21 protein-coding genes are annotated in these 22,730 nt (G+C 71.6%); 15 read left to right on the forward strand and 6 right to left on the reverse strand.

Translation table 11 applies throughout. The features are described from left to right. The 6 genes from sucB to SSP08S_RS57895 all read left to right on the forward strand — a co-directional run. On the forward strand, positions 1–1,037 hold a 1,037-nt coding region (gene sucB, locus SSP08S_RS53515; RefSeq protein WP_019075868.1), incomplete at its 5' end, for a 2-oxoglutarate dehydrogenase, E2 component, dihydrolipoamide succinyltransferase. Positions 1,038–2,120: 1,083 nt separating this feature from the next. Beyond that, positions 2,121–2,744: a GntR family transcriptional regulator gene (locus SSP08S_RS53520; protein ID WP_019075869.1), complete on the forward strand. Its 624-nt coding sequence runs from the start codon at positions 2,121–2,123 to the stop codon at positions 2,742–2,744. A 285-nt stretch (positions 2,745–3,029) separates the two neighbouring features. Next, positions 3,030–5,732, forward strand: a complete 2,703-nt coding sequence (gene aceE, locus SSP08S_RS53525; RefSeq protein ID WP_019075870.1) for a pyruvate dehydrogenase (acetyl-transferring), homodimeric type — start codon at positions 3,030–3,032, stop codon at positions 5,730–5,732. 208 nt (positions 5,733–5,940) lie between these two features. Further along, positions 5,941–6,927, forward strand: coding sequence for a helix-turn-helix transcriptional regulator (locus SSP08S_RS53530; protein WP_026179613.1), 987 nt, complete (start codon positions 5,941–5,943; stop codon positions 6,925–6,927). A gap of 164 nt (positions 6,928–7,091) precedes the next feature. Beyond that, complete coding sequence (locus SSP08S_RS53535) at positions 7,092–7,613, forward strand: DUF4240 domain-containing protein (protein ID WP_019075872.1); 522 nt, start codon at positions 7,092–7,094, stop codon at positions 7,611–7,613. A gap of 58 nt (positions 7,614–7,671) precedes the next feature. Beyond that, the gene (locus tag SSP08S_RS57895) at positions 7,672–8,199 is read left to right on the forward strand and encodes a carboxymuconolactone decarboxylase family protein (RefSeq protein WP_019075873.1); all 528 of its coding nucleotides are present in this window, start codon (positions 7,672–7,674) and stop codon (positions 8,197–8,199) included. A gap of 9 nt (positions 8,200–8,208) precedes the next feature. On the opposite strand, the gene SSP08S_RS53550 is transcribed toward SSP08S_RS57895, so the two are convergent. Next, entirely contained in the window at positions 8,209–9,081 is an 873-nt protein-coding gene (locus tag SSP08S_RS53550; protein WP_019075874.1) for a helix-turn-helix transcriptional regulator, read from the reverse strand. A gap of 136 nt (positions 9,082–9,217) precedes the next feature. Between SSP08S_RS53550 and SSP08S_RS53555 the strand changes: the two genes are divergently transcribed. Further along, positions 9,218–9,985: an SDR family oxidoreductase gene (locus tag SSP08S_RS53555; RefSeq protein WP_019075875.1), complete on the forward strand. Its 768-nt coding sequence runs from the start codon at positions 9,218–9,220 to the stop codon at positions 9,983–9,985. Between the two features lie 24 nt (positions 9,986–10,009). On the opposite strand, the gene SSP08S_RS53560 is transcribed toward SSP08S_RS53555, so the two are convergent. Continuing rightward, positions 10,010–10,240: a hypothetical protein gene (locus SSP08S_RS53560; RefSeq protein WP_019075876.1), complete on the reverse strand. Its 231-nt coding sequence runs from the start codon at positions 10,238–10,240 to the stop codon at positions 10,010–10,012. A 190-nt stretch (positions 10,241–10,430) separates the two neighbouring features. Between SSP08S_RS53560 and SSP08S_RS53565 the strand changes: the two genes are divergently transcribed. Next, a complete protein-coding gene (locus SSP08S_RS53565; protein ID WP_019075877.1) occupies positions 10,431–11,561 on the forward strand; it encodes a lipid II:glycine glycyltransferase FemX in 1,131 nt (376 codons plus the stop codon). 126 nt (positions 11,562–11,687) lie between these two features. Here the strand turns inward: SSP08S_RS53565 and SSP08S_RS53570 are convergent, their stop codons facing one another. Beyond that, positions 11,688–12,497 carry a peptidoglycan recognition protein family protein gene (locus SSP08S_RS53570; RefSeq protein ID WP_245608155.1) on the reverse strand — a complete coding sequence of 270 codons (810 nt, stop codon included), beginning with the start codon at positions 12,495–12,497 and terminating at the stop codon, positions 11,688–11,690. 188 nt (positions 12,498–12,685) lie between these two features. Here SSP08S_RS53570 and SSP08S_RS53575 point away from each other — a divergent pair, with 188 nt between their 5' ends. Then, a complete protein-coding gene (locus SSP08S_RS53575) occupies positions 12,686–13,870 on the forward strand; it encodes a MarP family serine protease (protein WP_019075879.1) in 1,185 nt (394 codons plus the stop codon). 1 nt (position 13,871) lies between these two features. On the opposite strand, the gene SSP08S_RS53580 is transcribed toward SSP08S_RS53575, so the two are convergent. Beyond that, positions 13,872–14,360 carry a GNAT family N-acetyltransferase gene (locus SSP08S_RS53580; RefSeq protein ID WP_019075880.1) on the reverse strand — a complete coding sequence of 163 codons (489 nt, stop codon included), beginning with the start codon at positions 14,358–14,360 and terminating at the stop codon, positions 13,872–13,874. Positions 14,361–14,433: 73 nt separating this feature from the next. Between SSP08S_RS53580 and SSP08S_RS53585 the strand changes: the two genes are divergently transcribed. After that, positions 14,434–15,330 (forward strand): TIGR01777 family oxidoreductase, encoded by an 897-nt coding sequence (locus tag SSP08S_RS53585; RefSeq protein ID WP_019075881.1) that lies wholly within the window; start codon positions 14,434–14,436, stop codon positions 15,328–15,330. Positions 15,331–15,521: 191 nt separating this feature from the next. After that, positions 15,522–17,015, forward strand: a complete 1,494-nt coding sequence (locus SSP08S_RS53590; protein WP_019075882.1) for an NAD(P)/FAD-dependent oxidoreductase — start codon at positions 15,522–15,524, stop codon at positions 17,013–17,015. Between the two features lie 86 nt (positions 17,016–17,101). Here the strand turns inward: SSP08S_RS53590 and SSP08S_RS53595 are convergent, their stop codons facing one another. Continuing rightward, positions 17,102–18,538, reverse strand: a complete 1,437-nt coding sequence (locus SSP08S_RS53595; protein ID WP_019075883.1) for an NsdA family TPR-like regulatory protein — start codon at positions 18,536–18,538, stop codon at positions 17,102–17,104. Positions 18,539–18,820: 282 nt separating this feature from the next. Here SSP08S_RS53595 and lipB point away from each other — a divergent pair, with 282 nt between their 5' ends. The 4 genes from lipB to SSP08S_RS53615 all read left to right on the forward strand — a co-directional run bounded on the left by lipB (position 18,821) and on the right by SSP08S_RS53615 (position 21,896). After that, positions 18,821–19,618, forward strand: a complete 798-nt coding sequence (gene lipB, locus SSP08S_RS53600) for a lipoyl(octanoyl) transferase LipB (protein ID WP_019075884.1) — start codon at positions 18,821–18,823, stop codon at positions 19,616–19,618. Positions 19,619–19,723: 105 nt separating this feature from the next. Next, positions 19,724–20,689: a lipoyl synthase gene (gene lipA, locus SSP08S_RS53605; RefSeq protein WP_019075885.1), complete on the forward strand. Its 966-nt coding sequence runs from the start codon at positions 19,724–19,726 to the stop codon at positions 20,687–20,689. A 242-nt stretch (positions 20,690–20,931) separates the two neighbouring features. After that, complete coding sequence (locus SSP08S_RS53610; protein ID WP_019075886.1) at positions 20,932–21,132, forward strand: SCO2195 family GlnR-regulated protein; 201 nt, start codon at positions 20,932–20,934, stop codon at positions 21,130–21,132. A 59-nt stretch (positions 21,133–21,191) separates the two neighbouring features. Further along, complete coding sequence (locus tag SSP08S_RS53615) at positions 21,192–21,896, forward strand: DUF4191 domain-containing protein (RefSeq protein ID WP_019075887.1); 705 nt, start codon at positions 21,192–21,194, stop codon at positions 21,894–21,896. A 31-nt stretch (positions 21,897–21,927) separates the two neighbouring features. Here SSP08S_RS53615 and SSP08S_RS53620 read toward each other — a convergent pair whose 3' ends face one another. Next, complete coding sequence (locus SSP08S_RS53620; protein ID WP_019075888.1) at positions 21,928–22,434, reverse strand: flavin reductase family protein; 507 nt, start codon at positions 22,432–22,434, stop codon at positions 21,928–21,930. Positions 22,435–22,730: the final 296 nt, after the last annotated feature.

The following is a 22,730-nucleotide window of genomic DNA, read 5'->3' on the forward strand; positions in this document are numbered from 1 at the left end:
CGGTCGCCCCCGCCGCCCCGGCGCCCGCGCCGGTCGCGGCTCCGGCTCCGGTGGCCAAGGCCGCTCCGGCGCCCGCCGCCGCGCAGGCCACGGACGACGGCGCCTACGTGACCCCGCTGGTGCGCAAGCTCGCCGCCGAGAACGGCGTCGACCTGTCCACCGTCAAGGGCACCGGCGTCGGCGGCCGTATCCGCAAGCAGGACGTCCTCGCCGCCGCCGAGGCCGCGAAGGCCGCAGCCGCTGCTCCGGCGCCCGTCGCCGCAGCCGCTCCGGCCGCCGTCGCCGCGAAGAAGACGCCGACCCTGGAGGCCTCTCCCCTCCGCGGCCAGACCGTGAAGATGCCCCGCATCCGCAAGGTCATCGGCGACAACATGGTCAAGGCGCTGCACGAGCAGGCGCAGCTGTCCTCGGTCGTCGAGGTCGACGTCACGCGGCTGATGCGCCTGCGCGGCCAGGCGAAGGACTCCTTCGCCGCGCGTGAGGGCGTCAAGCTCTCCCCGATGCCGTTCTTCGTGAAGGCGGCGGCCCAGGCGCTGAAGGCCCACCCGGCCATCAACGCCCGGATCAACGTCGAAGAGGGCACGATCACCTACTTCGACACCGAGAGCGTCGGTATCGCGGTGGACTCCGAGAAGGGCCTGATGACCCCGGTCATCAAGCACGCGGGCGACCTGAACATCGCCGGTATCGCCAAGGCCACCGCCGAGCTCGCGGGCAAGGTCCGGGCGAACAAGATCACCCCGGACGAGCTGTCCGGCGCGACCTTCACCATCTCCAACACCGGTTCGCGCGGCGCGCTCTTCGACACGATCATCGTGCCCCCGAACCAGGTCGCGATCCTCGGCATCGGCGCCACGGTCAAGCGCCCCGCCGTCATCGAGACGGAGGAGGGCACGGTCATCGGCGTCCGCGACATGACGTACCTGACCCTCTCCTACGACCACCGCCTGGTCGACGGCGCCGACGCGGCCCGTTACCTGACGGCTGTCAAGGCGATCCTCGAGGCGGGCGAGTTCGAGGTCGAGCTCGGCCTGTAACCCACCTCGTCCGTACAGCGCCCCCGTCCGGGACTCTCCGGTCGGGGGCGCCGTGCGTCTCCCCTACGGGGCCTCAGCGATTCGCCCGGCATCCGGGCGTACGACCCCGTCGAGCGCCGGACGCCGACATCGCCTCCGCACTCCCACCGACCCCCGCACCCCGCCGCGTCCAAGCGCGCCCACCAGCACCCGGGCGCCCCAGCACGACCTCGGCGCTCCGCCCAGCAACCGAACGAACGATCCCGTCAGGCGCCGGACGCCGATGCCGCCTCCGTACTCCCGCAAGCCCGCGCGCCCCGCCGCGTGCGAGCACACCGGCCGACACCCGGCCATCCTCACGGGCCCTCGGCACTTCACCCGACATCCGGGCGTACGATCCCGCCGGGCGCCGGACGCCGACATCGCCTCCGCACTCCCACCGACCCCCGCACCCCGCCGCGTCCAAGCGCGCCCACCAGCACCCGGGCGCCCCAGCACGACCTCGGCGCTCCGCCCAGCAACCGAACGAACGATCCCGTCAGGCGCCGGACGCCGATGTCACCTCCGTACTCCCGCAAGCCCGCGCGCCCCGCCGCGTGCGAGCGCGCCGCCCGACATCCGGTTGTCCTCACGGGCCCTCGGCACTTCACCGGCATCCGGGCGTACGATCCCGTCGAGCGCCGGGTGCCGATGTCGCCGCCGGGCTGTGCGCGCGGCACGGCGACGGTGCTGTGCTCCCGCTCGTCCGTACAGAGAACGTGGAAGCCCCTGCCGACACGGCCGGACTCCTGGGTACCGTCCGGTCTCACGAAGACGCGGGCGCCGCCGGGGCCGCAGCGTCGGCCACGTTCCGCGGCCGCGCGAGACGGACGTCGGCCGAGACCCGGTCGCCCCTCATGGCGACACCGCCACAGCCACCGGCCCGACCTCGCGCTCCCGGAGTCCGCTGCTCACCGCGTCTCCGATGTGCCGAGGACCGACCGCACCACCCGCCCCACCAGCGTGTAAGTCTCGTCTCACCTGCATGAAAGCGCCCCCGTGCGCCCCTCTTGAGCGGGCGTGCGGCCTTATTGTCTAAACGTCAAACGCCCTTAAGGAGCTCTCATGACCGCGCCCGTCGTCCACTCGCTGCGCGAACAGATCCGCGAGCACATCGTGGAGGGGATCGTCAGCGGGCGCTGGAAGCCGGGCGAGCGGATCGTGGAGCGCAGGATCGCGACCGAGCTGGAGGTCAGCCAGACGCCGGTGCGGGAGGCGCTGCGCGAGCTGGAGTCGCTGCGGCTGATCGAGTCGGCGCCGAACAAGGGCGTACGGGTCCGGAATCTGACGGCGGCCGACCTGGAGGAGAGCTACCCGGTGCGGGCCGGCCTGGAGGCCATCGCGGCGGAGCTGGCGGCCGAGAAGCTGGCCGAGGACTGCTCGGCGCTCGAACCGCATGTCGCCGCCCTGTACGAGGCGGACCGCGCGGCGGACGGGACGGGCCAGGTCCGGCACACGGTCGGCTTCCACCGGGAGCTGGTGCGCGCGGCCGGCAACTCGGTGCTGCTGCACACCTGGGAGGGCCTCGGCATCGAGGTGTTCACGGCGCTGTCGATCCGTTGGCTGGGGACGGTGCAGCAGTCGTACGCGGAGGAGCACGAGGAGCTGGTGGCCGCGTTCCGGCGCCGGGATCCGCGGATCGCGGAGCTGGTGAAGGCGCACGTTCTGGGCTGCGCCCCGCGCCCTTGAAGCGAGGGGGTTCGCAGCCGAGCGCAGCCATGCTCACCTGCGAAAACTCCCGGGAAATGGGCGAAAATCACGGCACCGGGTGCCCTCACAAAAGGCACCCCGTGCCGACTTTCTCGTAATCAAGATATTTTGCCCGGGAACCTTTGATCGATCATCGATCAGGGAGTTACAGTCACCGACGGGCTCCTACAAGGGCCCGCCGCCCTGTCCTGCCAAAGACCAAGGGCACCCCCGAAAACCCCTTGCCGACGAGGGAACCCCCCTTCGACTGAGGAAGGCGGCGTTATGACCGACCCCTACGCCATCCAGCCGAGCGAGCTCGACCAGCTCCCGGACCGCGACCCCGAGGAGACCGCCGAATGGCAGGCCTCCCTGGACGCCGTCGCGAAGGCTGCCGGCCCGCACCGCGCCGCGTATCTGATGCGCCGCACGCTGGAGCGCGCGGAGGGCAACGGCATCGCGCTGCCCAAGCTGCTCGAGACGGACTACGTCAACACCATCCCGACCGCCGCCGAGCCCGCCGCCCCCGGTGACGAGGCGCTGGAGCGCCGGATCACCGCGTGGAACCGCTGGAACGCGGCGGCCATGGTGACCCGGGGCGCGAAACACGGCGTCGGCGGCCACATCGCCACCTTCGCCTCCGCGGCCTGGCTGTACGAGACCGGCTTCAACCACTTCTTCAAGGGCAAGGAGGCGGACGGCTCCGGCGACCAGCTCTACATCCAGGGCCACGCCTCCCCCGGCATCTACGCCCGCGCCTTCCTCGACGGCCGCCTCACCGAGGCGCACCTCGACAACTTCCGCCAGGAGGCCGGCGGCAACGGCCTCCCGTCGTACCCGCACCCGCGCCGGCTGCCCTGGCTGTGGGAGTTCCCGACGGTGTCGATGGGCCTCGGCCCGCTCTCCGCGATCTACCAGGCGCGCTTCAACCGTTACCTCACCGCGCGCGGCATCAAGGACGTCTCCCAGTCCCACGTCTGGGCCTTCCTCGGCGACGGCGAGATGGACGAGCCCGAGTCGACGGCCGCCCTCGCCCTGGCGAGCCGCGAGGGTCTGGACAACCTGACCTTCGTCATCAACTGCAACCTCCAGCGCCTCGACGGTCCGGTCCGCGCGAACTTCAAGATCGTGCAGGAGCTGGAGGCCCAGTTCCGCGGCGCCGGCTGGAACGTCGTCAAGTCGCTGTGGGGCAACGCCTGGGACGAGCTGTTCCAGCTCGACACCACGGGCGCGCTCGTACGCCGCCTGCGCGAGGTACCCGACGCGCAGGTGCAGACGTACCAGACCCGCGACGCGGCCTACATCCGCGAGGACTTCTTCGGCAAGGACCCGGCGCTCGTCGAGCTCGCGAAGCTGCTGAGCGACGACAAGATCCTCGAGTGTTTCCACCTCTCGCGCGGCGGTCACGAGTCCCGCAAGGTGTACGCGGCCTACAAGGCGGCGCTGGACCACAAGGGCGGCCCGACCGTCATCCTGGCCCAGACCGTCAAGGGCCACACCCTCGGCGAGGGCTTCGCGTCGAAGAACGCCAACCACCAGATGAAGAAGCTGTCGACGGACGAGTTCAAGCAGATGCGTGACCTGCTCGAACTCCCCATCTCCGACGCCCAGTTCATCGACGGTGTCGTGCCCTACGGCCACCCCGGCGCCGACTCCCCCGAGGTCCGCTACCTCCAGGAGCGCCGCGCGGCGCTCGGCGGTCCGGCCCCGGCCCGTCGTACGCACGCGATCGCTCCGCTGCCGTCCGCTTCGGAGAAGGCGTTCGCGTCCTTCGACAAGGGCTCCGGCACGCAGAACGTGGCGACGACGATGGCGTTCGTCCGGCTCGTCAAGGACCTGGTCCGCGACAAGGAGACGGGCAAGCGCTGGGTGCCGATCGTCCCCGACGAGGCGCGCACGTTCGGCATGGAGAGTCTGTTCCCGTCCCTCGGGATCTACTCCCCCAAGGGCCAGACGTACGAGCCCGTCGACCGCGACCAGCTCATGTACTACAAGGAAGCCAAGAACGGCCAGATCCTCAACGAGGGGATCACCGAGGCCGGTTCGATGGCGGACTTCATCGCCGCGTCGACGTCGTACGCGACGCACGGCGAAGCGATGATCCCCTTCTACATCTTCTACTCGATGTTCGGCTGGCAGCGCACGGCCGACCAGATGTGGCAGCTCGGCGACCAGCTCGGCCGCGGCTTCCTGGTCGGTGCGACGGCGGGCCGTACGACCCTGACGGGCGAGGGACTCCAGCACGCGGACGGTCACTCGCCGGTGATCGCGGCGACGAACCCGGCGGCGCTGTCGTACGACCCGGCGTTCGCGTACGAGGTCGCGGCGATCGTGAAGGACGGCATCCGCCGGATGTACGGCGAGTCGGCGCCGGGTGAGGACCCGAACGTCTTCTACTACCTCACCGTCTACAACGAGCCGATCCCGCAGCCCGCGAAGCCGGCCGGGCTCGGTATCGACGAGGGCATCGTCAAGGGGCTGTACCGCTTCAACACGGCGGAATCGGCGGGGCTTTCGCCGGCCGCCAACGCGGCGCGGATCCAGCTTCTCGGTTCCGGTACGGCGATCCACTGGGCGCTGAAGGCGCAGCAGCTGCTCGCCGAGGACTGGGGTGTCGCGGCCGACGTGTGGTCGGCGACGTCCTGGACCGAGCTGCGGCGGGACGCGCTGGAGGCGGATGCGGCGCTGCTGCGGGGGGAGGAGCGGGTGCCGTACGTGCGGCAGGCGCTGCACGGGGCCGAGGGGCCGGTGCTCGCGGTCTCCGACTACATGCGGCAGGTGCCCGACCAGATCGCGCAGTGGGTGGAGCAGGACTACTCCTCGCTGGGCGCGGACGGCTTCGGTCTCTCCGACACCCGTGACGCGGCCCGCCGTTACTTCGGTGTCGATGCCGAGTCGATCGTCGTGGCGGCGCTGGCCCAGCTGGCGCGACGCGGCGAGGTCAAGGCGACAGCGGTGAAGGAGGCGCGCGAGCGCTACGGGCTGTAGGGGTTTTTCGCCCCCGCCGCCCCTACCCGTCCCGTCCTCCTGGGGCTCCGCCCCAGACCCCGCTCCTCAAACGCCGGAGGGGCTGATTTTCAGCCCGTCCGGCGTTTGAGGACGAGGCCGTTCAGGCCGAAGCGGGGGTCTGGGGGCGGCAGCCCCCGGGGACGGGACGGGTAGGGGCGGCGGGGGCGAGATCCCTCATCATGAAGGCATGCGCGCTGCCCGTCTCATCAAAATGGTGCTGCTGCTCCAGTCCCGCCCCTCCATGACCGCCGCCGAACTGGCGCGCGAGCTGGAGGTGTCCGAGCGGACGGTGACACGGGACGCGCAGGCGCTGTCCGAGGCGGGGGTTCCCGTGTACGCGGAGCGGGGGCGCGCCGGTGGATACCGGCTCGTCGGCGGGTACCGGACGCGGCTGACCGGGCTGGCCCGGGGCGAGGCGGAGGCGCTGTTCCTGAGCGGGGTCCCGGGCGCACTGCGCGAGATGGGGCTGGAGGACGCCGCGTCGGCGGCCCGCCTGAAGGTGTCCGCGGCCCTGCTCCCGTCCCTGTCGAACGCCTCCCGAGCGGCGGCCCAACGGTTCCACCTGGACGCGCCGAGCTGGTTCACGGACCCCAAGACCCCCGAACTGCTGCCCGCCGTGGCCGACGCGGTGTGGGACGACAGGAGGGTGGTGGCCCGGTACCGGCGCGGGGACTCCGACGTGGAACGGGAACTGGAGCCGTACGGGCTCGTACTGAAGGCGGGCGTCTGGTACCTGTGCGCACGGGTGGCGGACCACGATTCCTTCCGGGTGTACCGGATCGACCGCTTCACGGCGGTCGACCCGGCGCCGTCCGACGAACGCTTCACCCGGCGCGAGGACTTCGACCTCCCGGCGTTCTGGGAGGACCGGGCGGAGCAGTTCGCGCGGTCGATCCTGCGGGCGGAGGTGGTGGTACGGGTCTCCCCCGAGGGCGCGCGGAGACTGCCGTACGCCGTCGATCCCACCGCCGCGAGGGAGGCGCTGGAGCTCTCGGCCGCACCGCACGACGACGCCGACGGGTGGGTGACGGTGACCCTGCCGGTGGAGTCCGAGGAGGTGGCCCACGGCCAGCTCGCGGGGCTGGGTCCCGAGGTGGAGGTGCTGGCGCCGCCGAGTCTGCGGGCACGGTTCGTGCGCGACGCGGCGCGACTGGGTGCGCTGTACGGGACGTGACCACGCGCTCCGCTCCACCAGGGAGATCACCTGCCGACCGGCTCGCGGAGTCCGGACCGTGGCCGGCGGCGCCGTACCGCCCATAACGATCTGCCCCTCTCCTGGTGACAATCCGCTGTACTCCACGTGCGCACCACCCGTCCAGGACCGATGCTTGACCCGTGATGGACGAGACGGAGTTCTGGGAGCTGGTGGACGCCACCCGCGAGGCCGCCGAGGGCGACCCCGAGGAGCAGGCGGACCTGCTCGTGGACCGGCTGCTCCTGCTGGATCCGGAGCTGGTGCTGGACTTCGCCCGTCATTTCGAGGCCCGCTACAACCGCGCGTACACCTGGGACCTGTGGGGCGCCGCGTGGGTGCTGCTCGACGGGGCGAGCGACGACGCGTTCGACTTCTTCCGGTGCTGGCTGATCGGCCAGGGCCGCGAGGTCTACGAGGGTGCCGTGCACGACGCCGACTCACTGGCCGACCTCATCGACGACTTCGACGACGAGATCGACGGCGACGGGGAGGAGCTGGGGTACGCGGCCGACGAGGCGTACGAGCAGCTCACCGGCACCGTCGCCCCCGACCTGGGGATTCCGCCGGCGCCCGCCGAGCCGCTGGGTGCGCCGCTCGACCTGGAGAACGAGGCCGTGCTCGCGGAACGCTTCCCGAAACTGCGGGAGAGGTTCCGGCAGGAGTGAGCGGGGTACGGCGAAGGGTGCCCCGTCCGCCGACAGACTTGATCCCCGTGAGGTCACCGTGGCTCGAATACCGTACCCGGAGCGTTCCGCCGAAGCCCTCGACAAGCTCCCCACCCCGCTGAACGCGTTCCGCATGCTGTCCCACGCCCCGGAGCTGACGGGCCCGGCGATCGACCTGGGGCTGGCGGTGCTCGGGTCCTCGTTGCCGGTGCGGTTGCGCGAGCTGGTGATCGTGGCGGTGGCGGCGCGCACGGACTGCGCGTACGGGGTCGTGCAGCACCGCCCGATCGCGCTGCACGCGGGGGTGACGGCCGAGCAGTTGGACGCCATCGTGGAACTCCGGGCGGAGGAAGGCGAGTTCGACGCGGCCGAGTCGACGGTACTGACCGCGACGGAGGAACTGCTGGCCCGGCGCACGCTCACCGACGACACATTGGGCTCGCTGCGCAAACACTTCACGGACCGTCAGGTCGTCGAACTGATCACGACGGTCGGGTACTACACGATGCTGGCCGGCCTGCTGAACGGCCTGGGCGTGGACATCGACCCGGTGGGCGAGCAGTACTGGGAACTGGGCCGGCACTGAGCGGCCGGATCACCCCTCGGCCGGGTCCCGCTGCGACAGCCGTACCCTCGCCCAGGTCTCCTCGTCCGCGGGGGTGTAGGTGGTGAGCTTGATCTCCGAGCGCTCGCCGAACCACAACTGCGTGTAGTCCAGCGTCAACAGGCCGGCCTCGGGGTGCAGATAGCGCTTCGTGAAGTTCTCCGGCGCCCGCACGTCGTGCTGCTCCCACAGGCGCTCGAAGTCCGGTGACTCCCGCCGCAGCCGTACGAGAAGGTTCTTCCAGCCGGGTTCGGCGGCGTGCGCGGCCATGCCGGCGCGGAAGCGTCCGGCCAGGCGCGCGGCGGAGTCCTCCCAGTCGAGGGTGGCGGTCCGCCACCTCGGTGAGGTGAACACCAGGAGCAGTTGGTTGCGGTCCTCGCGGGGCAGGTGTTCCAGTCCGCCGACCATCCACTCGTAGGTGCGGTTGTAGGCGAGCAGATCGAACCGGGCGTTGACCACGGCGGCCGGGATCGGCTCAAGTTGGCGCATCATCACCGTCATGGCGCCCGGGACGGCCCTGCTGTCGCGGTCGACCGGCGGCTCGGGGTGTCCGGCCAGGGTGGAGAGGTGGACGCGCTCGTACGGATCGAGGCGCAGCGTGCCCGCGATCGCGGCCAGCACCTGCTCGGAGACGTTGATGTCCCGGCCCTGCTCCAGCCACGTGTACCAGGTCACGCCCACGCCCGCGAGCTGCGCGACCTCCTCGCGGCGCAGCCCCGGGGTGCGCCGCCGGCCCGTGGCCGGCAGCCCCGCCTGCTCGGGCGAGATGCGCTCCCGCCTGCTGCGCAGGAAGGACGACAGTTCCCGCCGCCTGAGCCGCTGGTCGGTCGGCCGGTCCCGCCCGGCCTCCAAGGACGTCGTCATGCGTCCACTGTGCCACCGCTCGAAGCCTGTTACCAGTTGTTGCGGATACCTGGATAACCACGCTCTGGCACCCCCATGAGCCGGGCCGCAGAGTGGGGCTGTCAAGGCCGCACAGCACCGTTCCGGAGGTCACGCCATGCCCACCACCATGAGCCTCACGTCGACAGTCGCCCTCGTCACGGGCGCCAGCAGCGGTATCGGGCAGGCCACCGCCCGCCGGCTCGCGGCCGAGGGCGCCACCGTCGTGCTGGTCGCCCGCCGCCAGGACCGGATCGAGGTACTGGCCGAGGAGATCGCCGAAGACGACGGCAGGGCGGTCGCGTCGACCGCCGATCTGACCGATGCCGACGCGGCCGCCGCCGTCGTCGCCACCACCGTCGAGCGGTTCGGCCGGCTGGACGTCCTGGTCAACGCGGCCGGCGTCATGTTCACCGGGGACTCGGCGCGGGCTCCGCTGCGCGACTGGGAGCAGATGGTCGACATCAACGTCAAGGGACTGCTGTACGTCACCAAGGCCGCCCTGCCGCATCTGATCGAGGCCGCCGCCACGAGTCCGCGCCAGGTCGCCGACGTGGTCAACATCAGTTCGATCGCCGGCCGCTTCGCCATCCCCGCGGGCGCGGTCTACAACGCGACCAAGTTCGGTGTCACCGCGGCGACCGAGGCGTGGCGGCAGGAGTACGCGCGGCGCGACGTCCGCTTCTCCGTGGTCGAACCGGGCCTCACCGAGACCGAGTTGTTCGTCCACCAGCAGCAGGCGGTCCAGGAGCGCATGGCCGCCAGGTTCGCCGATGTCGAGAAGCTGCGCGCCGACGACATCGCCGAGGCCGTCGAGTACGTCGTCACCAGCCCGCGCCGCCGGGCCGTCGCCGAGATCGTCATCCGCCCCACCGACCAGGTCTGAGAAGGCGGTCCCGCTCCGGGCGTTCTAGGCGGCGCTGCGGCGACGGGTCGTGTCGGTCGGGATGTAGGCCTGGTTCTGGTCGGCCCGTACCGCGTGGTGCATCGGGGCCGCGTTGGCCTGGTCGAGCGCGGAGGCCGTGACGGCGGCCGGGCCGAGGATCACGGTCGCGACCGCGCAGACGACGGCCCAGGGCCCGCGGGCGGACTTGGTCCAACCGGCAGACTTCTCCGTGGTGTTGGTGTGACTGCTGTTCATTTTCCCCACCTCCAGTCAGTGCGTGTGCATGACGATAGGGAGCGTGCCTCGGGGGACCCGGTGAGTTGCCTGCGAGAAACCTGTGAGCGCGGCGCGGCCAAGTGTTCGCGCAGTTCACAGACTTGAGGTCTTGACCCGTGCCGTGCTGACCGGCTTACGGTGGCCGCCGCCGAACAGGAGCGCCGTGCCCATGACCAGCCCGTACGTGCAGGGGATCACCCGCGAGGAACACCTCGCGCATCTCCGGCTGCACCCGGACGCGAGCCATCTGCAGATCCCCGAGTGGGCCGACGTGAAGCCCGACTGGACCGCGGAGAGCGTCGGCTGGTTCGAGGGGGACACGCTGGTCGCCGTGGCCCTCGTGCTGTACCGGGCGTTCCCCGGCACCGGTCGCTCCCTCGCCTACCTCCCCGACGGCCCCGCCATCGACTGGCGGAGCCAGCGCCTCGAACGCTGGCTGGACCCGCTCCTCGCGCACCTGGAGAAGGAGGGCGCGTTCTCGGTCCGGATCGGCCCGCCGCTGGTGGTCCGGCACTGGGACGCGGCCACCGTCGCGGCGGGCGTCGCCGACCCCGCCGTACGGCATCTGCGGGATCTGCCGACGGACGGGATCGACGGCTACGCCCTGGACGCGGCGGACCGCCTCGAACGTCTCGGCTGGCGACGCTGCAAGGAGAACGAGAACAGCGGCTTCGGGCTCGGGCAGCCCCGCTACGGCTGTCGGATTCCCTTGACCGGCCGGTCCGTCGACGAACTCCGTCGCGGACTCGCCCCGCACTGGCTGCAGGCCCTGCAGACCGCCGAGGGGGGCGGTGTCGGGGTCTTCTGGGGCTCGGCCGACGATCTGCCGGCCTTCCACCGCCTGTACCGCGCCACCGCCGAACGGGACGGCTTCAAGGCCCGCCCCCTCGACTACTTCCGGCGTATGTGGCAGGCGCTCAACGCCGAGGAGTCCGACCGGATGCGGATCTACCTCGCCGAGTACGACGACGAGGTCCTGTCCTCTGCCCTCATGATCGGCGTAGGCCCCCGGGTCTGGCACTCCTACCCCGCCTCCGGCCGCCGGGGCCGCGAACTCCGCCCCAGCAGCATCCTGCTGTGGCGCATGCTCTGCGAGGCCCTGGACTCCGGCGCCGACACCTACGACCTCCGCTCCATCACCCCGTCCCTCGTCGCCGAGGACCGCCTAGTAGGCCGCCTCCTCTTCAAAACAGGCGCGGGCGGCCAGGCAGTGGAGTACCTGGGCGAATGGGAACGCCCGGTGGGCGCCCAAGGGAAAATGCTGCAACGGGCGCTGGCGGTCTATCTAGGCCGCAGATAAGGCTTCTAAGGGGCGCGGGGAACTGCGCGCCCAGCCCCCACCGAACCCGCACCCGACAACGAACCCAGCGGGGGTCCGGGGCGCAGCCCCCGGGGGACGGGACGGGCAGGGGCGGCGGGGGCGAGCTCACCGCCCCTGCAACCGCGCGGCCACCTCCCGAACCCCCGAAAGCCGCGCCAACAACGCCGCCCCCGGACAACTCGTCATGTACCCGTCCTTGTGCCCCGCGAGAGCGGGAAGAACCGCGGTCGTACCGGAGCGGTACCGACTGAGACTGTTGCTCGACACCAGCCGCGCCCTGCCGCGAGGATCGACATCCGCAAGCCCCAGTTTCCACGCCGCCAGCGCCGCGATCGCATCCGTCATCGCCTTCGGAACCGCCATCCCGGAGGTGAACGTCCCGATCGCCGCGATCCCGGTCGTACGGTGGTTGAACCCCTGCGTGTGCGCCCCGGTGACCGCCCGGTCGACACCGCCCGCGCGCCCCTCGTAGATCGTGCCGCACCGGTCGACGAGGAAGTTGTACCCGATGTCGTCCCAGTCCCGGACCCCGGTCTGACCGGCGTACAGGTACCGGATGATGCGGGGCGCGTCCGCGCAGTCGTACCCGTTCGGCGAATCCGTGTGGTGGACGAAGACGGCGACGACCTTGTCGTCGTAGCGCGGCGGCGGCTGCGCGTGCCGGGAGAGCGCGTCGAGCCAGGCCGAGCGGGGCACGATGCGCGGCCGGGGCGCGGTGTGCCGGAGCGCCGCGGGACGGGCCGCGACGGGGGCGTGCACGGCGGCGGTGGCACGGCGGCCGATGCCGTCGGCGCACAGCGCCAGCACGAGGACGGCGGCGAGGCCGGGGAGGCAGGCCAGCAGTACGAGCACCGGGCGGGGTATTCGCACCCGCCGCCGTCCTCGCGCACCCGGCGCTCTTCTCGGAACACGCATGATCACACTCTCGGCCGGAAACGCTCAGTCCGCGATGTGTGCTGTGCCACCCGGTGGAACCATCGTCCTGGTCCGGCACGTTTCTGGGGGTACACGCACGCGTGGCGGCTTCCCGTGGGCCACGCGCGCGTGACTGATCAGTGGGCCCGTTCCTCGCGTACTAAGGGTTCCGAGAGAAAGGCGGCTCCGTGGACCTGCTCGACCTGCTGTTGTTGCTGGTGATCCTCGCCTACGCGGCGTCCGGGTACCGGCGCGGCCTCGTCGCCGGATGTGTGTCGCTCGCCGGGTTCGTGGGCGGTGCGGTCGTCGGCGTGTGGGTGCTGCCGTGGGTGATGGATCTGGTGACACCGGGGACGACGGCGGCGACGGTGACCGCCGTGCTCACCGTGCTGGTGCCGGCGGTGGTCGGGCACGAACTGGCGGGGCGGCTGGCGCTGAAGCTGCGCAAGGAGCTGGACCGGGGGCCGCTGCGGGTGGCCGACGGGATCGGCGGGGCGGCGGCGAACTCGGTGGCGGTGATGATCGTGGCGTGGGTGGCCGCGAGCGTCCTGGGCGCCTCCTCGTCGGCGATGGTCACGACGGCGATCCGGGACTCGACGCTGCTGGGCAGCGTGCAGAAGCTGATGCCGGACACGACACCCGCGTGGTTCTCGCGGGCGACCTCCGCGCTCACCGAGGCGGGCTTCCCACAGGTCTTCAACCCGTTCGAGAACGAGTCGACGGCCGAGGTCGCCAAGCCCACCGGCGACAGCGTGACGGCGAGCGCGACGAACGCCGCCAAGCGGAGCACGGTCAAGATCGAGGGCTCCTCGGGCACCCAGGGCCGCGAGGGCAGCGGCTTCGTGTACGCGCCGCAGCACGTGATGACCAACGCGCACGTGGTGGCGGGCATCGACGACCCGACCGTCCGCATCGGCGGGGTCGGCCGGTCGTACGAGGCACGGGTGGTGCTCTTCGACCCGAACAAGGACGTCGCCGTGCTGTACGTGCCGGGGCTGAAGGCACCTGTCCTGCGCTTCGACGACAGCGCGGAACGCGGCAACTCGGCCGTGGTCGCGGGCTATCCGCAGGACGGCGACCTGAACCTCCAGGCCGCGACCGTCGCCAACCGCGTGAACGCGACCGGGCAGAACATCTACAACGACGGGACCGTCACCCGCGAGATCTACTCGATCCGCTCCACGGTCCGCCCCGGCAACTCCGGCGGCCCGCTCCTGACGACCGGCGGCAAGGTCTACGGCGTGGTCTTCGCCCGCTCCACCTCGGACGACGAGACGGGGTACGTGCTGACGGCCGACGAGGTCTCCGGGGACGCGAAGAGCGCGGCGACCGCGACGGCGGAGGTCGACACGGGCGACCTGGTCACCTCGTAGGTCACAAGGACCGTCCCATCAGCACGTCGTCGACGTACTCCCCGTCGAGCAGGAACTCCTCCGGCAGCACGCCCTCGACCGCGAACCCCTCGGCCGCGTAGAGCTTCCGCGCCGGGGTGTTGTGCCCGAGCACGCGCAGCGTGAGCCGCCGGGCGCCGCGCCGCCCGGCCTCCTCGACGGCGGCCCGGACCAGCGCCCGGCCGACCCCGTGCCCGCGCGCGTCCTCGGCGACGGCGAGCCCCTGGATCTGCCGGACGTGCGTGTTGCAGGCGAGCGGGCTGGCGAAGGCCAGCCGGATGTAGCCGACGATCCGGCGGTCGAGTTCGGCGACCAGATGGTCCTCGGGCGCGTGCCGCTCGTCGAAGAAGGGGCCGTACGGCGGCTGCGGGCGCGGCATGACCGCGTGCAGGTGCGACCAGGTCGCGCGGTCCAGCGCGCCGAGTTCCTCGTCGTCGTCGGGCAGGGCGGTGCGTATGTACGGCTCGGACATACGAGCCACACTACGGCGGGGGCCGTGCCGTCCTCATGGGGCTTTTATGGATCAACGAGGCAGGATGGGCGCCATGGAACGCTCGCGAATCGCGGTGACCGGCGCCTCCGGTCTGATCGGCAGCGCACTGGTGCGGTCCCTGACCGCGGACGGTCACGAAGTGGTGCGCCTGGTGCGGCGGGCCGCCCGGGGCGCCGACGAGGTCTGCTGGGACCCCGAGGGTGAGTACGTCGACGCGGCGGCGCTCGACGGCTGCGACGCCGTGGTCAACCTGGCCGGTGCCGGCGTCGGCGACCACCGCTGGACGGACGCCTACAAGAAGACGGTCCGCGACAGCCGCGTGCTCGGCACGGCGGCGCTCGCGGAGGCCGTGGCCGCGCTGGACCGGCCGCCGCGGGTATGGGTGAACGGCAGCGCGATCGGCTTCTACGGCGAGACGGGCGACCGCGCCGTGGACGAGGACGCGCCTCCGGGCGACGGTTTCCTGCCCTCGCTGTGCGTGGAGTGGGAGGAGGCGACGGCGCCCGTGCAGGAGGCGGGCGTCCGGACCGTGTTCGCGCGGACCGGTCTGGTCGTGGCGAAGGACGGCGGAGCGTGGGCCAAGCTGTTCCCCCTGTTCAAGGCTGGTGTCGGGGGGCGGTTCGGCGACGGGCGGCAGTACTGGTCGTTCGTCGCGCTGCACGACGAGGTCGCGGCGATCCGGCATCTCATCGACACCGAGGGCCTGTCGGGACCGTTCAACCTCACCGCCCCGAATCCGCTGACGAACCGTGAGATCACGGCCGCGATGGGCCGCGTCATGCGCCGCCCGTCCCTCTTCACGGTGCCGGCGCCCGCGCTGAAGCTGGTGCTCGGCGAGATGTCGGGGGATGTGCTGGGGAGCCAACGGGTGCTGCCGAAGCGGCTGTTGGAGTCCGGGTTCACCTTCGCGTTCCCGGAGATCGAGGGGGCGATCCGGGCGGCTCTGTGACCGTCCGGGACCCGACCTACCGCGCATGGTGACGCACGGCGACCGTATGCGACCGCCGTGCGACCGTGCCCTGCGTATGCGCGACTTCCCTTCACCGATCACGGCCCTAACCTCGACGCGAACTCGGGTATCCCTGGAGGCTGTTGGGGGCATGACGCTTCCACCGGCCGCGCAACCCTGAGGAGGGGCACGTGCTTGAGCACGCGTACCAGGCGGACGTCGTCGTCGTGGGGGCCGGGGTCGCCGGACTCGCCGCGGCACATCGGCTGATCAGCGCAGGAGTAACGACCGTGGTCCTGGAGGCCGCCCCTTACGTGGGCGGCCGTATGTCGACCGAGAAGGTCGACGGTTTCCGGCTCGACCGGATCGGGCAGCTCCTGTCCACCTCATACCCCGAACTACGCCTCACCCCGGGCCTCGACGCCCTGGTCCTGCGCCCCTTCGCCCCGGGCGTCCTCCTCCACAGCGACGGCCGCCACCACCGCGCGGGCACCCCGGCGCCCGGAGGGAGCGCATGGGGCGCACTCCACGCGGTACGCGCCCTGGCGAGCGCCCCCAGGGTGGGGGCGGTACCGCGGGTGCGGACAGGGTCCGCGTGGGGCGGGGCAGGCGCTTCCGGACGCGGGCCGACGCTCAGGGACCGTACGGACTCCTCCTGGGGCGGCCCCGCGCTCAAGGACCGCCCCGTGGGCACCCGGAGGGCCGCCGCAGTCCCCCGCTCCCGGACCGGTGCCCCCCTCGGCGGCCCCGTCGACCAGGCCCGGCTCGGGGCCGCGCTCACCCGTCTCGCGGCGACGCCTGTCGAACGGCTGCTGTCCCGGCCCGAGTTGCCCGCCGGCCAGGCGCTCGCGGCGCGTGGGGTGCCCGCGCGGACCATCGACGGGTTTCTGCGCCCGCTGCTCGCCGCGCTGCTGTGCGACCCGGAGCTGACCACCTCCAGCCGGTGCGCCGACCTCGCGCTGCGCGCCTTCGCGGGCGGGCGGCTGTGCCTGCCGGAGGGCGGCGCGGAGATGCTGCCCGAGGTGCTGGCCGCCGCGCTGCCGCCGGGCACCGTGCACACCGGCGTGCGCGTCACCGCCGTATCGACGACCTCGGTGACCACCGCCGAACACGGCGAGATCCACTGCCGGGCCGTCCTCGTCGCGACGGACGCACGCGCGGCGGCCGAACTCCTGCCCGGCCTGCGCGTACCGGACTTCCACCAGGTGACCGTCGTACACCACACGACCGACGACCCGCCCGCCACCGGAGCCGCCCTGCTCGTCGACTCCGACCGCGGCGGCCCGGTCGCGCACACCGCGATCGTCAGCGAGGTCGACCCGAGCCGCGCCCCCGCCGGCCGCGCCCTCGTCTCCTCGACGGTCCTCGGCCCTCCCCCGCCGGACGTCGAGACCGCCGTACGCACGCATCTCGCACGCCTCTACGGCACCTCGACCGCCCGCTGGGAGACCCTCGCCGTCCACCACACCGCCACAGCCGTCCCGGCGATGCGCCCACCACACGATCTACGCCGCCCCGTACGGCTGTTGGCCGGCCTGTACGTGTGCGGCGACCACCGGGACACGAGCACGGTGCAGGGCGCACTGCACTCGGGACACCGAGCGGCGAAGGCACTGCTGACGGACTTGGGCGCGGCGGGCTCGATGCACAGGGCGGAACAGATCCAGGCAACACAGGCCGCCTGAAACGCCCCAGGGGCGCGGGGAACTGCGCGACCAGCCACAACGGACCCGCGCAGGCCCCACGCACCGCCACCGTCACGGCGAGGGCCTCACCCGAACGCCGCGACCTTGTCGCGATACCCCCGCACCGGCGCAGCGTCCTTGTACGGCTCGAGCCGCCGCTCGAAGTCCCGCACATATTCGATCGCCCGCACCGACCGCATCTCCGCCGCCTGCCCCGCCGCCTCCGCCCCCAGCGCGCACGCCTGATCGAGCTCACCGAGCCCGAGCCGCGCGGAGGCGAGCACGACCCGGCAGAACAGCCGGCTGCGGGCGAACGCGGGCGCCCGCAGTTGCAGCGAGCGCTCCGCGTGCTGTGCGGCGGCCCGGAACTGCTGAAGATCCCGGTGCGCGTGCCCGAACTCGTCGGCGAGCTGCGCCTCGTCGAAGAACCGCGCCCAGTACGGCACTTCGTCCCCGGCCCGCGCCGCCTCGAGGGCGCGCTCGGCCCGCACGAGCGCGGAGGTGCACGCCCGCACCTCCCCGAGCACCCCGTGCGCCCGCGCCTCCACGGAGTGCAGCAGCGCCTGCACGACGGGGGGCGCGCTGGTACCGACCCCCTGCTGCGCCACCCGCGCGAGCTGCACGGCCTCGCGCCCGTGCCCGAGGTACACGGCCTGCCTGCTCATGGTCATGAGGACGTACGAGCCGTAGGCCCGGTCCCCGGCCGCCTGCGAGAGCCGCAGCGCCTGCACGAAGTACCGCTGTGCGAGCCCGTGCGCGGCGATGTCGTACGAGGTCCAGCCGGCGAGCCGGGTGAGGTCGGCCGCCGCGGCGAACAGGCGTCGGCCGGTCTGTTCGCCGTAGGTGCCGCGCAGCATCGGCTCGGTCTCGTGCTCCAGGTAGCGCACGAGGGCCTGCCGGGCGTGGCCGCCGCCGTAGGCGTTGTCGAGGGTGCGGAAGAGTTCGCCGACCGAGCGGAGCGCGGAGATGTCGCCGCCGGTGACCTTCTGGCCGGGGCCGCGCTCGCCGGCCCCGCGCTGCCGGGGTACGGCGGGGCGGCCCTGCGGGGGTACCCGGTTGGCGGGTTCGGCGCGGCCGACCCGCTCGTCGGCGCGGCCGATCAGCCAGTCCCGGCTGGGCACGACGAGACCGGCCGGGGTGAAGGCGATCTTGCGCAGCTCGGCGTGGCTGCCGGAGTCCTTGCGCCACAGCCCGCTGACGATGTCGACGGCCTCCTCGGGGGTCGCGGCGAATTCGAGCCCGGCGTACACCGGCGCGCAGGCGTCGAGGCCGAGGTCCTGCGCGGTGAGCCGGCGCCCGAGCCGGCGGGTGAAGACCTCGGCGATGAGGGCGGGGGTGGTGCCTCTGGGCTGCTGGCCGCGCAGCCATCGGGTGACGGACGTCTTGTCGTATCTCAGGTCGAGTCCGTGCTCAAGACCGAGCTGGTCCACGCGACGGGCGAGACCTGCGTTGGAGAACCCCGCTTCTGCGATGAGCGCGGCGAGCTGACGGTTGGGAGTGCGCTGCGCGGGTCGTTCCGTCATCTGCGGTGCGGTCTCCTGCCTTTCGGGCCTCACAGAGGCCGATGCGACCCCTGCTGCCCGGATTGCCTGTGAGCAGCCCTTTTGGCCTCGTGAACGGCGCGAATGTAGCGGAGCGTAAGCGGCTCGTCGCACATTCCGACGTGCATTCATCCGATCGTGTGAGGATTGGTCGTAGGGCTGACGGTCCCGGCCGCCCGGTGGGGTGTCAGCGGTCGGTCGTACAGTGGCGTAGGCATGTTTCGTGCCTTACGACTCGTGGGTGCTGTGAGGGAGGCGCTTGCCGTGGGTGAGTTGCGGTTCGTCCGGATGGGGTTCGGCGCGGACGCCGTCGAGTACCAGAAGGCGTGGGACGAGCAGCGCCGGGTGCACGCGGCCCGCTTCGAGGACGCGGTCCCCGACACCGTGCTGCTCCTGGAGCACCCGCCCGTGTACACGGCGGGCCGCCGCACGCAGGACAACGAGCGCCCGCTCGACGGCACGCCGGTCATCGACGTCGACCGCGGCGGCAAGATCACCTGGCACGGCCCCGGCCAGCTCGTCGGCTACCCGATCCAGAAGCTGCCCCGCCCGGTGGACGTCGTCGCGCACGTCCGCCGCCTGGAGGAGGCGCTGATCCGCGTGTGCGCGGAGTTCGGCGTGGAGACCAGCCGGGTCGAGGGCCGCAGCGGGGTGTGGGTGCTCGGCGATCCGGTGGAGCAGCGGCCGTCGATCGGCGGGCTGTCCCTCGATTTCGACCCCCGTCTCCATGACGAGGAGTTCGACCCCCGGATGAACGGCCCGGAGTACGCGCCCTCGAACGCCGGCCAGCGCCGCGAGGACCGCAAGATCGCCGCGATCGGCATCCGCGTGGCCAAGGGCGTCACGATGCACGGCTTCGCGCTGAACGTGAACCCGGACAACCGCTGGTTCGACCGCATCATCCCGTGCGGCATCCGCGACGCGGGCGTGGCCTCGCTCGCGGCCGAGCTGGGCCGGGACGTCACGATCGACGAGGTCCTGCCGGTGGTCGAGCGTCACCTGAAGGACGTACTGGAGCACGCGGACCTGAAACCGCGGATCGTGGAGAAGGCGACCGCCTGACCCGGGAATGTGACTTTCCGCCCTGAGGTTGGCCTCAAGGCGGGGGGCTGGAATCACGGGCGTACCCTGGTGTACGCCGAAGAATCGAAGCTACAGGGAGCCGATGTGTCCGCAGTCGCACCCGACGGACGCAAGATGCTGCGCCTGGAGGTCCGGAACGCCCAGACCCCCATCGAGCGCAAGCCCGAGTGGATCAAGACCCGGGCGAAAATGGGTCCCGAGTACACGAAGATGCAGGCGCTCGTGAAGAGCGAGGGCCTGCACACGGTCTGCCAGGAAGCCGGCTGCCCGAACATCTACGAGTGCTGGGAGGACCGCGAGGCGACCTTCCTCATCGGCGGCGACCAGTGCACCCGGCGCTGCGACTTCTGCCAGATCGACACCGGCAAGCCCGAGGCCCTGGACCGCGACGAGCCGCGCCGCGTGGGCGAGTCCGTGGTCACGATGGACCTGAACTACGCCACGATCACCGGCGTCGCCCGCGACGACCTGGAGGACGGCGGCGCCTGGCTGTACGCGGAGACGGTCCGTCAGATCCACCAGCAGACGGAGTCCCGCGAGGGCGGCCGTACGAAGGTCGAACTGCTCGCCCCCGACTTCAACGCGGTCCCCGAGCAGCTCGCCGAGGTCTTCTCCTCCCGCCCCGAGGTCTTCGCGCACAACGTCGAGACGGTCCCGCGCATCTTCAAGCGCATCCGCCCCGGCTTCCGCTACGACCGCTCCCTCAAGGTCATCACCGAGGCCCGCGACTACGGCCTGGTCACCAAGTCGAACCTGATCCTCGGCATGGGCGAGACCCGCGAGGAGGTCAGCGAGGCGCTGCGCCAACTGCACGAGGCGGGCTGCGAGTTGGTCACGATCACGCAGTATCTGCGGCCTTCGGTGCGTCACCACCCCGTGGAGCGCTGGGTGAAGCCGCACGAGTTCGTCGAACTCAAGGAGGAGGCCGAGCAGATCGGCTTCTCCGGTGTCATGTCCGGCCCGCTGGTGCGGTCTTCGTACCGGGCCGGGCGCCTCTACCAGATGGCGATCGAGAAGCGCGGCGCGTACGTCGCCTCCCAGGCGGTCTGAAGCAAGGCCGTGTGAATTCGCGCACAAGCAGCTACTCGCCAGTAGCGCCCACCGTCGGCGCGGTCCTGACCGTCCTCCCAGTTGAGGGCGTTCATCAGGGCCGCGTCAGCGTTTCGGCCCTCCGCATCAAGGCTTCATTGGCGTTTGACCGGTCGGTCACGCCCTGGTAACACCAAACAGTGACACTCGACTTACAGCACGTAGCCCCATACCCAGAGCCGTTCCGAGGGGGGACCTCCACGATGCAGGCCGCACCCGTCCGCGCCACCGCCATCCCGTCCGTCACCGACGCCCTGCGCGCCGTCGAGTCGCTGCTGATGAGCGGCGGCCAGCGCACCGCCCGCCGCAACGCCTGGACCTCCGTGCTGGAGGACCGCCGCCGCGCCAAGGACCGCGTCGAGGCACAGCTCGTCCTGGAGCAGTCCCTCACCTCGCACTCCTGACTCCCCCTCGTCCGGGCACCGCCGTCGTCGGCGCTCCGGGAGCCACGTAGACTCGTGGCATGGCGAGGAAGGACACGACAGCGGACAACGCTGCGAACCCCGGACGACTCAAGCAGATCGTCCTGACGTACAAGATGACGCGCAAGGCCGACAAGACGATCGGTCTTGTACTCGCGGCTGTCGGAATTGTCACCTTCGGTGTCTTCCTCGCGATCGGCTTCTTGCTCGGTCACCCCATCTATCTGGGCATTCTCGGCCTGCTGCTCGCCTTCCTCGCGACGGCGATCGTCTTCGGACGACGTGCCGAGCGGGCCGCCTTCGGGCAGATGGAGGGTCAGCCGGGCGCAGCCGCCGCGGTACTGGACAACATCGGCCGGGGCTGGACGACGACTCCGGCGGTGGCGATGAACCGCAGCCAGGACGTGGTGCACCGCGCGGTCGGCAAGGCCGGCATCGTGCTGGTGGCCGAGGGCAACCCGAACCGGGTGAAGTCCCTGCTGGCCGCCGAGAAGAAGAAGATGAACCGCATCGTCGCGGACGTCCCGGTGCACGATGTGATGGTGGGCACCGGCGAGGGCCAGATCCCGCTGAAGAAGGTCCGTACGACGATGCTGAAGCTGCCGCGCGTCCTGACGGGCCCGCAGGTGACGGCGACCAACGACCGTCTGCGCGCGATGGGCGACCTGATGAGCAACATGCCGTTGCCGAAGGGCCCGATGCCGAAGGGCATGAAGCTCCCGAAGGGCGGCGGCAAGGCCCGCTGAGCCACGGGCCGGAGCCCCCGGCCGCCGAGGCTCAGGCCAGCGTCCTGAACCCGCGGTCGTAGTACACCATCGGGGAGCCCTCCCCCAGTCGCACACCCGTCACCCGGCCGATCAGGACCGTATGGTCCCCGGCCGGGTGTCGTGCGTGTGCGGCACAGTCCAGTTCGGACAGGGCGCGTTCGACCGTCGGCAGTCCGTCCGGGCTGAGGCCGAGGCCCTCGGACGCGAACTTGTCGGTGCCCTTCGTGGCGAAACGCAGGGCGAGCGGGCGGTGGGCCGGGGCCAGCACGCTCACCGCGAAGCGGTCGCAGCGCTCGAACGACGGTGCCGAGTCCGCCGAGTTGGCCAGGCACACCAGCACCATCGGCGGCTCCAGCGAGACCGAGCAGAAGGAGCTGGCGGTGAATCCGCGCGGTGTGCCGTCCCCGCAGCGGGTGGTGACCACCACCACGCCCGAGGGGAAGCGGGCCATCGCGGCCCGGAAGTCCTCGGGTGCCACCGCGGCTTCGGCTTCCAGTACTTCCTGACGCTCCGTCATGGCGGTGCACCACCTGTTGGCCTCTGCGGGCCTTCGTGGAGGCCGCCGCGAGTTCAGTGGCCTCGGGACGGCCTCGGACACGGCTCACCGACGGTGATCGAGATCGTCACCCGGCTCCAGATCGACTATGCGGTCACCACCGGGGACCGGCAACTGGGGCCGGAGGCCGAGGCGGGGCCGGTCACCTGGCCGTGACCGGTCCCGAGGCCGGGGGCCGGGCCGGGGTGGGCCGGGGTGGGGCAGGCCGGGGCAGGCCGGGGCAGGCCGGGGCGGGATCGAGACCGGAGCCAGGACCG

It is taken from the genome of Streptomyces hokutonensis, assembly GCF_000376565.1.
GTDB classification, from domain to species: Bacteria; Actinomycetota; Actinomycetes; order Streptomycetales; family Streptomycetaceae; genus Streptomyces; species Streptomyces hokutonensis.